This is a genomic window from Kushneria avicenniae (genome assembly GCF_900112585.1).
Lineage (GTDB): Bacteria > Pseudomonadota > Gammaproteobacteria > Pseudomonadales > Halomonadaceae > Kushneria > Kushneria avicenniae.
Genome location: NZ_FOLY01000002.1, coordinates 458,145 through 470,714 on the forward strand (window position 1 = coordinate 458,145; position 12,570 = coordinate 470,714).

11 protein-coding genes are annotated in these 12,570 nt (G+C 62.3%); 9 read left to right on the forward strand and 2 right to left on the reverse strand.

The features are described from left to right. The first annotated feature begins 51 nt into the window (after positions 1–51). The 9 genes from nrdR (at position 52) to lon (ending at position 9,819) form a co-directional block, all read left to right on the forward strand. Positions 52–561: a transcriptional regulator NrdR gene (nrdR, locus tag BM079_RS05375; protein WP_090131534.1), complete on the forward strand. Its 510-nt coding sequence runs from the start codon at positions 52–54 to the stop codon at positions 559–561. Continuing rightward, on the forward strand, positions 551–1,804 hold the full coding sequence (ribD, locus tag BM079_RS05380; protein WP_090131536.1) for a bifunctional diaminohydroxyphosphoribosylaminopyrimidine deaminase/5-amino-6-(5-phosphoribosylamino)uracil reductase RibD: 1,254 nt from the start codon (positions 551–553) through the stop codon (positions 1,802–1,804). Before nrdR ends, ribD begins: the two co-directional genes overlap by 11 nt. A gap of 80 nt (positions 1,805–1,884) precedes the next feature. Next, positions 1,885–3,042: a bifunctional 3,4-dihydroxy-2-butanone-4-phosphate synthase/GTP cyclohydrolase II gene (gene ribBA / locus BM079_RS05385; protein WP_380059414.1), complete on the forward strand. Its 1,158-nt coding sequence runs from the start codon at positions 1,885–1,887 to the stop codon at positions 3,040–3,042. Between the two features lie 97 nt (positions 3,043–3,139). Continuing rightward, on the forward strand, positions 3,140–3,655 hold the full coding sequence (ribH, locus tag BM079_RS05390) for a 6,7-dimethyl-8-ribityllumazine synthase (protein WP_090131539.1): 516 nt from the start codon (positions 3,140–3,142) through the stop codon (positions 3,653–3,655). Then, the gene (gene nusB / locus BM079_RS05395; RefSeq protein ID WP_090131541.1) at positions 3,652–4,158 is read left to right on the forward strand and encodes a transcription antitermination factor NusB; all 507 of its coding nucleotides are present in this window, start codon (positions 3,652–3,654) and stop codon (positions 4,156–4,158) included. Before ribH ends, nusB begins: the two co-directional genes overlap by 4 nt. Positions 4,159–4,294: 136 nt before the next feature. Next, complete coding sequence (gene thiL / locus BM079_RS05400) at positions 4,295–5,284, forward strand: thiamine-phosphate kinase (protein WP_245742831.1); 990 nt, start codon at positions 4,295–4,297, stop codon at positions 5,282–5,284. Then, positions 5,281–5,754 (forward strand): phosphatidylglycerophosphatase A family protein, encoded by a 474-nt coding sequence (locus tag BM079_RS05405; protein ID WP_090131545.1) that lies wholly within the window; start codon positions 5,281–5,283, stop codon positions 5,752–5,754. Before thiL ends, BM079_RS05405 begins: the two co-directional genes overlap by 4 nt. Positions 5,755–5,849: 95 nt before the next feature. Further along, on the forward strand, positions 5,850–7,205 hold the full coding sequence (locus BM079_RS05410; RefSeq protein WP_090131548.1) for a DUF945 family protein: 1,356 nt from the start codon (positions 5,850–5,852) through the stop codon (positions 7,203–7,205). Positions 7,206–7,419: 214 nt separating this feature from the next. Next, entirely contained in the window at positions 7,420–9,819 is a 2,400-nt protein-coding gene (lon, locus tag BM079_RS05415) for an endopeptidase La (protein ID WP_090131550.1), read from the forward strand. A 65-nt stretch (positions 9,820–9,884) separates the two neighbouring features. Here the strand turns inward: lon and BM079_RS05420 are convergent, their stop codons facing one another. After that, positions 9,885–11,525, reverse strand: a complete 1,641-nt coding sequence (locus BM079_RS05420; RefSeq protein WP_090131552.1) for a dihydroxyacetone kinase subunit DhaK — start codon at positions 11,523–11,525, stop codon at positions 9,885–9,887. Positions 11,526–11,616: 91 nt separating this feature from the next. After that, positions 11,617–12,525, reverse strand: coding sequence for a hypothetical protein (locus tag BM079_RS05425; protein WP_245742832.1), 909 nt, complete (start codon positions 12,523–12,525; stop codon positions 11,617–11,619). Positions 12,526–12,570: the final 45 nt, after the last annotated feature.

The following is a 12,570-nucleotide window of genomic DNA, read 5'->3' on the forward strand; positions in this document are numbered from 1 at the left end:
TGCGGTGCAGGCCGGTGACCGGCTCCTTTATCGACGGGACAGAGAACAGTCATGCATTGCCCCTTTTGCGGTGCGCAGGATACGCGAGTCACTGACTCCCGGCTGGTAGCCGATGGGGATCAGGTGCGCCGACGTCGCCAGTGCCTGGCCTGCGGTGAACGCTTCACCACGCATGAAGCCGCCGAGCTGGTCATGCCGCGGGTCGTGAAGGCCGATGGGTCGCGGGAAAGCTTTGACCCTGCCAAGCTGCGCGCCGGCATGCTGCGGGCACTGGAAAAGCGTCCGGTCTCCAGTGAGCATATCGAGGCTGCCATCGAGCGCATTCGACAGCGTCTCCGGGCCCGCGGCGAGCGCGAAATCAACGCGCTGGCCATCGGAGAAGAGGTCATGGGACAGCTCAGGGCGCTGGACCAGATCGCCTATATCCGCTTTGCTTCAGTGTATCGGCGCTTTCAGGACATTGACGAGTTTCGTGCCGAGATCGAGCGCCTGTCCAGTGAGTCTGCGTCGCCATCCGGCGCTGATGCCCCGGGCAGGGATCAGGAGTCTCATGAGCATTGAGGATACCGCAGGCCATGCGGTAATACCCTTTGGCAGCATAGAGGGAAGGTCGGACGTGACACGGCAACCCGAGGACTACATGGCTCGCGCGTTGCATCTGGCGCGTCGCGGTCTTTATACGACCGATCCCAACCCGCGTGTGGGCTGTGTGCTGGTGCGCGGCAATCAGATCGTGGGCGAGGGATGGCACGAGCTGACCGGTGAGCCGCACGCCGAGATTCATGCCCTGCGCGCTGCCGGTGAGGCGGCGCGCGGGGCCACGGCCTATGTCACGCTGGAGCCCTGTTCACACTATGGACGCACCGGCCCCTGTGCCAAGGCGCTGGCCGAGGCTGGCGTGGACAGGGTCGTGGCGGCCATGCTGGATCCCAACCCGCAGGTATCCGGTCGCGGCATCGCGATGCTGGAAGCGGCGGGCGTAGGCACCCGTGTCGGCATGCTGGAAGCCGATGCCCGCGAACTCAACGTGGGCTTTATCTCCCGTATGGCGCGCTCCCTGCCTTATGTCCGGCTCAAGATGGCGATGAGTCTGGACGGTCGTACAGCGATGGCCAGCGGCGAATCCAAATGGATTACCGGCGAGCGCTCGCGTCGCGACGTGCAGCACCTGCGCGCGCGCTCGAGCGCGATTCTCAGCGGGGTGGCCTCGGTCATTCGCGATGACAGCCGACTGACCGTGCGGCCCGAGCAGCTCGGCAGCCGCTCGGACAGCCAGGCCGTACAGGTCTCCCACGAAAGGGGCGTACGTCAGCCGCTGCGTGTCATCGTCGACTCGACCCTGTCGCTGCCCCCCACCGCCAGCTGTCTGACGGAGCCGGGGCGCACGCTGGTCGCCACGATATCGCCGATCGGCCCCGGAGCACTGGACAATCGCGATCATTTTCGTCGGCGTGAAGCGCTCGTGGCGGCGGGTGCTGAAGTGGTCACGCTGACCTCGAGTCCGGGCGGGCAGGTCGATCTCGAGGCCCTGCTGCACTATCTGGCCGATGTCGAGCAGTGCAACGAGGTGCTGCTCGAAAGCGGCTCGCGTTTGAGTGGTGCCATGCTGGATGCCGGGCTCGTCAACGAGCTGGTCATCTACATGGCACCGATTCTGATGGGCGATGAGGCGCGCGGGCTTTTGACCCTGCCGGGCCTTCAGAAGCTGTCCCAGCGGCGACAGCTTTCGATTGTCGATGTTCGCGCCTTCGGGCCCGACTGGCGTATCATCGCGCACCCCGTCAATGATCAGGCATCATCCTGACGCATGCAGGCTCGCTGCCAGCGACTGCACGTATTCATCCCAGCTACCCTGCATCGAAAGGAGCGGCCTGGCCGGCAAGCATCATGACTCAGTCAACGGGCAACCTCGCTTCCGTGGAAGCGCTGATTGAAGATATTCGTCAGGGGAAGATGGTCATCCTCATGGATGACGAGGATCGCGAAAATGAAGGCGACCTGATCATGGCCGCTGAATGCGTTGAGCCCTCGCACATCAATTTCATGGCCCGCTACGCCTGCGGCCTGATCTGTCAGCCCATGCTGCGTGAGCGCTGCGAGCAGCTCGGGCTGTCGCTGATGGTCAACGATAACGGCTCCGGCTTTGGTACCCGCTTTACGGTGTCCATCGAGGCGGCTACCGGCGTCAGCACCGGCATTTCGGCGGCAGACAGGACGCGAACCATCCGGGCGGCGGCGGCTCATGACGCTGGCCCCGGCGATGTGGTTCAGCCCGGCCATATCTTCCCGCTGATGGCCGAAGCCGGCGGCGTGCTGCGCCGGGCGGGGCATACCGAGGCGGCCTGCGATCTGGCCGCGATGGCCGGTTTCGAGCCAACCGGGGTGATCTGCGAGATCATGAACGAGGATGGCACCATGGCGCGGCGTCCAGAGCTCGAGCGGTTCGCGGCCACGCATGACATCAAAATCGGCACCATCTCCGATCTGATTCACTATCGGATTCACAACGAGCAGACCGTCGAGCACGTCGAGTCTCATCCGGTGGAGACGGATGCCGGCCCCTTTCAGCTGCACTGCTTTCGCGATCGTATTCAGGGCTCTCATCATCTGGCCCTGGTCAAGGGCTCGCCCGAAAGCGATCAGGCCACAACGGTACGCGTTCACGTCGCCGATGCCCTGCGCGACCTGCTGGGGCTGCGTCGTGACGGGCACCAGAGCTGGTCTTCGCGCGATGCACTCGAGGAGATCGCGGCCAGCGATACCGGCGTGCTGGTTCTGCTGGCCGACCAGCGCGACATGACGGATTTTCGCGATCAGCTGGATCTTTTCCTGGCGCGCCGTCCAAGTGCGCGGGATCCGCAGACCGACGGGGCGGGCAACTATCTCAGTATCGGTACCGGGGCGCAGATCCTGCGCAGCCTTGGCGTGGGTCGCATGCGGCTTTTGAGTTCGCCGTGGCGGTTTTCGGCGCTGGCGGGCTTCGGTCTTGAGGTCATCGAGCAGATCAGCAGCGTGGATGACAGCCACGAGGCGCGACACTGACAACACCCCCTTTGCTGAAGGGCCCGCCAGACGACGGGCCCGATGGCTTAACATGACACGCTGATGCGTTTTATCAGAGACAACAGGATTTTTTGACATGCAACCGATTGCACAGCTGGAAGGTCAGTTCACCGACATTGATGGCCGTTATGTCATCGTGGTGGGGCGTTTCAATCATCACGTGGTGGATTCGCTGGTGGAAGGCGCCGTGGATGCGCTGGTGCGTCATGGCGTTGACGATGCCAACATCGATATCCTTCACGTTCCCGGTGCATGGGAGCTGCCGCTGGCGGTCAAGCGTGCGCTGAACCGTCTCAAGCCGGATGCCATCATTGCGCTGGGCGCGGTCATTCGTGGCGGCACGCCGCATTTTGAACATGTGGCCGGTCAGTGCAATGCAGCGCTCAATCGTCTTCAGCTGGATTTCGATACGCCCATTGCCAACGGCGTGCTGACGGTCAACTCGATCGAGCAGGCCATCGAGCGTGCCGGCACCAAGGCCGGTAACAAGGGCTTTGAAGCCGCCATGGCAGCCATCGAAATGGTCTCCCTGCTGCGCCAGCTGGGCAGCGATGAGACTTCCGGGAATGATGATCAGGGAGGTGTGGCGTGACACAGCAAAAACGTGCACCTTCAAAGCAGCAGCAGGCCCGAAGGGCAGCACGCGAGCTGACAGTACAGGCGCTGTATCAGTGGGAAATGACGGGAACCTCGATTACCCAGCTCGAAACCGAGTTTCGCGCCCAGACGGCCGACGATGATCTGGAGCCGCATGAAAACTGGGTTCAGGTCATGAAGATCGCGGATCTGGGACTGTTCCATCAGCTTCTGCATGGCGTTGCCAGACACTGCGGCGAGATGGATGAGCTGATTGCGCCGGCGCTGGACCGAAAGCTTGACGAGCTGGATCGCATCGAGCTCTCCATTCTGCGGCTGGGAGCCTATGAGCTGGCACACCGTCCGGAGGTGCCCTATATCTCGGTCATCAATGAAGGCATCGAGCTGGCACGCTCCTTCGGTGCTACCGAGGGGCACAGGTACATCAACTCCATTCTCGATCGGCTGGCCGGCAGGCTGCGAGAGGTCGAGGTCCGTGCACGCAGGCGCCGTGACTGATCATGGTCCCCGTGACGCATGACTGGCGCATGATGCCCATCACTGATCAGCGCTTTCCTTCACCTGTCTGGGAGAACTCCGGGCGATGAGCGATGCAGCTGCTCCTGGTGAGTTCGAACTCATCAGGCGTTATTTCATGCGGGACGTTGAACACGCCAGCCGCTCGGATCATGTGTCGCCGCACCAGGCCCGTGCCGGTGTCGTACTGGGGCAGGGCGATGACTGTGCGCTGCTTGCCCCTTCGAGCGACTGCCGGCTGGCCGTCAGCGTGGACACGTCGCTGGCCGATGTGCATTTCCCGCGCGATGCCTCGGCCGGGGCGATCGGCCATCGGGCGCTGGCGGTCAATCTGAGTGATCTCGCCGCCATGGGCGCCAGGCCGCGCTGGTTTGTGCTGGCACTGACGCTGCCCGAGGTCAACGAGCAGTGGCTGGAAGGCTTCGCGCGCGGTCTTTACGATCTGGCGCATAAGCATGATATTGCCCTGGTCGGGGGCGACATTACCCGCGGCCGGGAGCTTTCCATCACCATTACCGTTCATGGCGATGTGCCGGGTGACGATGCCATTACCCGGCACGGCGCTCGCCCCGGCGATCTTCTGGCGGTGACCGGTACGCTGGGCAACGCCCACGGCGGTCTGCGGGCCTGGTTCGAAGGCCAGCGCGATGAGTGCCATCCGCTGGTGGCGGCCTATCTGCGTCCCGCGCCGCGCGTCCATGAGGCCATGTCGATCCGCGGAAAGGTAACGGCGGGTCTTGATATTTCCGATGGCCTGCTGGCGGATCTGAATCACCTGTGCACGCGCTCCGGCGTCGGCGCGCATCTTGACGCTTCGGCCATTCCGCTGGATCCGGCGCTGGTGGCGTCGCTGGGGGCGTCGGATGCGCTGGAAGCCGCGCTCAACGGCGGGGACGACTACGAGCTTTTGCTGGCACTGGCCCCCGAGCAGGAGGCTGCGATACGCGAGGCGCTGGGCGGAACGCTGCACGTCATCGGCCGGGTGACCAGCGAGTCCGGCATTACCGGTATCACGTCCACGGGACAGGGCTGGCAGCACTTTCAGGGCCAGGGTCTTCAAGGCCAGGGTCAACGCTCGAACGATCACGGTACGGGAGCCACACCATGAACCGTGCACCGCCCAGCGTCTGGCGTCGTCCCGTCCACTTTCTGGCCTTCGGGCTCGGCAGCGGTGCCGCGCCCTTTGCCCCGGGCACCTTCGGGACCCTGGCGGCCATTCCCTTCTATTGGCTGATGTCGACGCTGCCGCTGGGGATCTATCTGGCGATTCTGGCCGTCGCCACCATCATCGGTATCTATCTGTGTGATCGCACTTCGAAGGATCTGGGCGTACACGACCACTCGGGCATTGTCTGGGATGAGTTCGTCGGCTACTGGTTGACCATGGCCGCCGTGCCGTTTTCCTGGCAGTCCGCCCTGTGGGGATTTGTCATCTTTCGAATCTTTGATGTCATCAAGCCCTGGCCGGTACGCACGGTCGATCGGCGTGTGGCCGGTGGCTTCGGCATCATGGCCGATGATGTTCTGGCCGGTATCTATGCCTGGAGTGTGATGCACGTGTGGCTCTGGCTACATTAATAGCATGTGATGCAGACGTTTGACGTCCTTAGGTTATCGGCGCTGGTATTGCCCATATCGGTCCGGTCTACCGTGGTGGTCCCGGGGGAGGGTTGATGAAAAAAAAGGTCGCAATATCGCTGATGGCGCTTGTCGTGCTGGCAGCAGCGTTATGGCTGGGGGCGATGGCCTGGAGCCGTCATGAAGTGCAGTCCCGCATGGCCGACAGGGTGGCCGATATCGATGCGCTGGCGGGCATTCGCGCCATCAACACCATCGACGATGACGGTTTTTTCTCCTCTCGCGGCACGCTCAGAATTTCGGCCTCTGATGGGGACGCGCAGGCGCCCGCCGCCGTGATCGACTGGCGTATTGCCTATGGCGTACTGAAAACCCGCCTGTCGGGTCAGGGCGATATTGAAACCCGTAACGGCAGGGCGCTGCTGGCCGATGCGCTCTCCGGCAGCGAAAAGATCAATTTCAACGCGCGTATCGGACATCTCAAGCAGGATCTGAGACTTACGGCGGCTTTCCCCGACAGTCTTCACTATCAGGCCCGTGACATGGCGCTTCGTCTGTCCGGCGCCCGGATCAATGTAACCGATAACGCACAGGGGCTGCGTCTTGAAGGCCAGTGGTCCGGGCTGGAGCAGGAAAGCGATCTGCGCCGAATGCATCTGGGCGACACGCACTGGTCGATGCTGTTTCCCCCCCATGAGGATGACAACAGGGCGCAGGCCGCTGCAGACGATCGTTTCGGTCGTCTGGACACTCTGGATATCGATAGCGTACGGCTGCAGCGACAGGATGGGCTGCCGCTGGCGTTGAGCGATCTGCACGTCGAGGGCAGCACGCATCATGCCGACCAGGAACTCAGCTATGTCCTGAAGGCAAGGCTGGGTAACGCCGCATTCTCCGAGCAGCAGCTGGGCAGCGCCACGCTTGATGCCGAACTCCGACGGATCAATGAGCAGGCCGCACGCACGCTGCTGCAGACCATTGCCGGCGATATCGAGCAGCGCTGGAAGTCGGGGTCTTCTCCGGCAGGTGTCTTGAACAGCACTTCCGGGTCAGTCGCTGAGGGAAAAGGTATCGAGGCCGGCGATGTGCATGATATTGCCTTGCTGATGGCGCCGTGGCAGGAGGCTTTTTTTGCCGTACTGAGCGATTCGCCTCGGCTGGTGGTCAATAGCCTGAAGCTGGACAGTCCGATGCTGGAGCAGCAGATGCATCTGGAGGGCGAGCTGACACTTGATGGTACCGATATCGGTGCCACCCGGATGGCGCGGCTGCAAACGTCCTGGGGGCGGGCGGCCTTCAAGCGTCGGCTTGATGGGCAGTTCACGCTGCATAATACGCCACCGCTTCTGGCACTGGTGGCTGGTCAGGCACCGGACCAGGGGACGCTCGAGCTGGCAATTCGAAAGGGCGTTTTTCTGATCAATGATGAGCCCTGGTTTTTATTGAACTAGGCTTTCGGGAACGTGACGGACCTTTCAGAGACGTATCGCGCGGCTGCCATGGGCAGCCGCTGTCGTTTTGGTGGGTTGGTGCCTTTAACGCGACATCGGACTTGATAACGCTGTCCGGTGCCCGCATTGCCAGAAACAATGGTTTTCGTCAGGCGTGGGCTGCTTCATGGCTGATGCCCGGCGAACGGTTTTGATATGCAAGAGCAGGTAGCCCATGAGTGAAGAAGATCAGTCCGATTACACCATCGAGCCCGGTGACGATCACGGCAGCGCCATGACCCAGGCGGTGGTGCCGGCCAGTGAATACCTGCCGGAAAGGCTCTATCTGCTGCCGGTACACAACCGCCCCTTTTTTCCGGCCCAGGTGCAGCCGCTGGTGCTCAACCGCAAGCGCTGGAGCGATACCCTCGAGCAGGTCGGCAACACCTCGCATCATATTGTGGGCCTGACCTTTATCGGTGATACCGGTTCGGACCCGTCACCGGAGGAGTTTCCGGTCTATGGTACGGCGGTACGGGTTCATCGTGCGGAAAACAATGACGAGCAGCTGCAGTTCATCGCGCAGGGGCTGCGTCGTTTCAGGATTACCCGCTGGCTCTCACAGGAGCCGCCCTATCTGGTCGAGGTGCATTACCCAAGGGAGCCTGTCGAGAAGGAAAGCGACGAAACCCGCGCCTACGCGATGGCCATCATCAATGGCATCAAGGAGCTTTTACCCATCAACCCGCTTTACGGGGAGGAGCTCAAGCACTATCTCAACCGCTTCAGTCCCAATGAGCCGGGACCGCTGACCGATTTTGCCGCGGCCATTACCTCGGCGCGAGGCCCGGAGCTTCAGTCGGTACTGGAGACCCTGCCGGTACTGGAGCGCATGCAAGTGGTGCTGCCGCTGCTGCGCAAGGAGATCGAGGTTGCCCAGCTGCAAAGCGAGATTTCAGAGCAGGTCAACGCGCAGATGCAGGAGCGCCAGCGCGAGTTTTTCCTGCGTGAGCAGCTCAAGGTCATCCAGAAGGAACTGGGCATCTCCAAGGATGACCGGGAAAACGATGTCGATACCTTCCGCGAGCGTCTGGAGGGCAAGGTCGTGCCCGAGCGCGTGCAGGCGCGCATTGATGACGAGCTTGGCAAGCTGTCCGTGCTGGAAACCGGCTCGCCCGAATACGGCACCACGCGTAACTATCTGGACTGGCTGACGTCGCTGCCCTGGGGAATCACGTCCGAGGATCAGCTCGATCTACCCCACGCGCGCCACGTGCTCGACCGTGATCACGATGGCCTGCAGGACGTTAAAAGCCGCATCATCGAATTTCTTGCCGAAGGTGCCTTCAAGGGTGACGTTGGCGGCTCGATCCTTTTGCTGGTAGGGCCTCCCGGCGTGGGAAAGACCTCCGTTGGCCGTTCGATTGCCGAGGCGCTGGGACGCAAATTCTATCGCTTCTCGGTCGGCGGCATGCGTGATGAAGCCGAAATCAAGGGTCATCGCCGCACCTACATTGGCGCCATGCCCGGCAAGCTGGTGCAGGCGATGAAGGAAGTCGACGTCGAAAATCCGGTCATCATGCTTGATGAGATCGACAAGCTGGGCCAGTCGTTCCAGGGCGACCCGGCCTCGGCGCTGCTGGAGGTGCTGGACCCGGAGCAGAACGTCGATTTTCTTGATCACTACCTCGACGTGCGCATGGACCTTTCCAAGGTGCTGTTCGTCTGCACGGCCAACCAGCTCGATACGATTCCCGGGCCGCTCATCGATCGCATGGAGCAGATTCGGCTGGCCGGCTATATCGCCGAAGAGAAGGTGGCGATTGCCAAACATCATCTCTGGCCGAGGCTTCTGGAGCGCGATCGTATCCCCAAAAAGCGCATCAATCTGACCGATGCTGCCCTCAAGCACGTGATCGAGGGCTATGCGCGCGAATCGGGCGTGCGCCAGCTCGAAAAGCAGCTGCACCGCATCGTGCGCAAGGCGGCTGTCAAGCTGCTGGAAGAGGACGTTGAGACAGTCAAGGTGTCGGTCAATAACCTTGAAGAGTTCCTGGGCGCGCCGATTTTCCGCAAGGAGAAGGTGCTCAAGGGCGTGGGCGTGGTGACAGGGCTTGCCTGGACAGCGATGGGCGGGGCGACCCTGCCCATCGAGGCCACCCGGGTTCATGGCCTGCAGCGCGGCATCAAGCTGACCGGCAAGCTGGGCGACGTCATGCAGGAGTCCGCCAATCTGGCCTACAGCTTTGTGCTTGGCCATCTACAGGAGTATGGCGCCCAGCCGGGCTATTTCGATCAGGCCTTCATCCACCTGCACGTGCCGGAAGGTGCGACGCCCAAGGACGGTCCGTCCGCGGGGGTAACCATGACCACAGCGCTTCTGTCGCTGGCTCGCGGTCAGGACATTGATCGACCGCTGGCCATGACCGGTGAGATCACACTGACCGGGCAGGTGCTGCCGGTGGGTGGCATCCGTGAAAAGGTCATCGCAGCTCGACGCAGTGCCATCTTCGAGCTGATCCTGCCGCAGGCCAACCAGCGTGACTTCGATGAGCTGCCGGATTTCCTGAAAGAGGGCATGACCGTCAACTTTGCCCGTACCTATCAGGATGTGGCGAAAGTCGTTTTCGGCTGACCTGGCACCGTTGCCGGAATGACAAGGCCGCCCTGATGGGCGGCCTTTTTGATGCCACAAAGCTGTCAGGCGTGGCGGCCCTGATCGGCCAGCGCTTCGAAAAGACGGGCCACGGCTTCGGCGCCGGGGTCCACCACGCCATCAAGCGCCTGTTCGGGTACCAGCGAGGAGCGCCCGGCGCCTGCCTTTCGCATGCTGGCAGTGTCGTCGGCACCCGAGCGTGCCGCATCTGCTGCTGCCTCGAGGCTCTGGCCGTCTACCAGCGCCTTTACCGCCGGGATCAGCGCATCCAACATGGTGCGATCGCCCTGCTGTGCGCCGCCGTAATGCTGCATGCGCTCGATGCCTGCCTGCAGGGCCGTGGGCCAGTCGGCACTTTCCTCAAGCCGCTGTGCGGCACTGGTCATCAGAATCGACAGCAGGACACCGCTGGACCCACCCATGGCGGTGGCAAAGAGATGCCCCAGTTCGCTGGCCAGCCGAGCGTCTTCACCGGTCGAAAGCCGCTTGTCGTCCAGCGCCTTCAGGACCGCGCGAGCCCCGGCGGCAAAGGTTGCACCAGCATCGCCGTCACCGACTCTGGCATCAAGTTCGTCCAGTGCCTGTTCGCTGTCTCTGAGTGTGGTGGCAAGGCGAGCGATCAACTGGCTGCGGTCATCATTGTGCCGGCCTTCGCCCAGCGGGGGCCGCTGACTGAAGCGTGGTGAAAAGGTCTCGATAGCGTGTACGGTCTGCGGCGTTGGCCAGGCTGGCGCCTGAGTCGGGGCGTTCAACGCCTCGAGCGTTGCTTCATCTGCCGAGGTCAGCGTGATGGAAAACCCGTGCATGTCCAGTGACGTCATCAGCGCGGTCGGTCCCACCATCAGCACCACATTGTCACGACCAAGCTGCTCCAGGCAGGCGCGCTTGAGAATCTGCATTTCCTGCGGCGCACAGCCGCCCAGGTTATTGAGCAGCAGCACCCAGGGGCCGTGATCGGGGCGTCCCAGTGCTTCCAGCACCTGTGTCACTGCCTCATCAGCACTGTCAGGCGTGACCTGGCGAACGCCGGGTTCGTTGTGAATGCCCAGCCCCAGCTCGGGCGTTCTGCGCGCGGACGCTTCCTGTCCGGGCAGAGTGGCGCTTGACAGGGCCATCCCCATGGAGCGTACCCGTGCCGCCATATCGCTGGCCGCCTTGTGGACGGCTTCAAGGTCATCACCGCGGTCGGCACGGTAGCCGGCGATCTTATGAACCAGCAGGGTGCCGGCCAGCCCGCGCGGCTGGGGGGCCTCCGGCAGGGCGACATCATCAGCCACGATCACCGTGGCCACCTGAAAGCCTTCCTCGCGGGCCCGCTCGGCAGCCAGGCCGAAATTGAGCCGATCGCCGGTGTAGTTCTTGATGATCAAGAGACAGCCCGCTTCTCCGCAGCAGGCGCGAATGCCGGCCAGAATGGCCTCTACGCCCGGGGAGGCAAAAACATCGCCTGCCACGGCGGCGGTCAGCATGCCCTGACCGATAAAGCCTGCGTGTGCCGGCTCATGGCCCGAGCCTCCGCCCGAGATCACAGCGACCTGCTGGCGACCTTCGCGTTCGGGGTGCCAGTCCGAACGCATGGCAATGCGCGCGTCCCTGTGATCGGAGAGGGTGATCGCAGCCGACATGGCCAGCCCTTCCAGCAGTTCGCTGACCAGATTATCCGGATGATTGTAGAAACGATGCATAAAAGGCTCCTTTGATAGGGCACTTTCAGCGTAGAGCGTTCCGGGCATCAACAGGAAGGCTACGAGTCACTCAGGTGGTAGAGCAGGACCGTCAGTTTTGATCTACCGGTGCAGGCCATTTGATCGGCCCCTGGTCGGTGACGGGATCAAGCCGGCCGGCGCGCTGTTCGGGGGGGCAGCGTTCAAGCGCCTTTGCAAGCCGATCCAGAGCGGTCTGTCCGGTCGTGTTTGCCGTGACGCTCTCCCACCATTGACGGTGTACGGCGCGTACTTCAACCGGAATGGAGGGCAGCCCGATGCGCTGCGCCATTGCCAGACGGTGCAGACCGCGATTGACCTTGAGCAGGCGCCCTTCACGCGTGACCACCACACCCAGCGCATCCTTGCCTCGATCGGCATCAAAGCCGTCTTGGGCCATGTCATCGAGAAAATCCAGATAGATCTTCAGGTAGGCCAGAATTTTCTCTTCGCTGTCGAGCAGGATGCCTTCGTGCGCCGAAGCCCAGGGCGTCCCCGCCTTCAGCTGCCTGGCATGTTTCTGAAAGCGCTGTGTCCGTCTGAGGTCATCGCGATGTTCGTCCAGATCGGTAATGAACTCATAGCGCGAGCCGTGTCGCAGATCGCCACGGCTTTCGTCCCATTCGCCGTCCCAGAGAAATCTGGAAGAGGAGGGGCGTTTGCCGCCAACGCCCTTGAAATTGACATCACGGATCATGTCACGTGGATTAATGTGCACGATCAGGCGATCGCCCAGACGTTTTTCGATGGAGCGACGGGGCAGGCCCGCCTTTTCAAGCCAGGCCGCGCCGGGCTGATTCTTCAGCCAGCGCTTGAACCAGAATTCCTCGACCGGAATGCCCACGCGCTGCTGAAACGAGGTCTTGACCCATTCCTGCAGGCGAACGCGCCGCGTTGACCAGCGAAGATGCTCACTACCCAGGCAGGCAAAGGCAGGCTCCTGCCGGTCGGACGTAGAGGTGTGAAAGGGCCTTGAAGACATGCTGTGGACCGATAATTTAAAAAGGAAGGCAATAAAAGATTATCA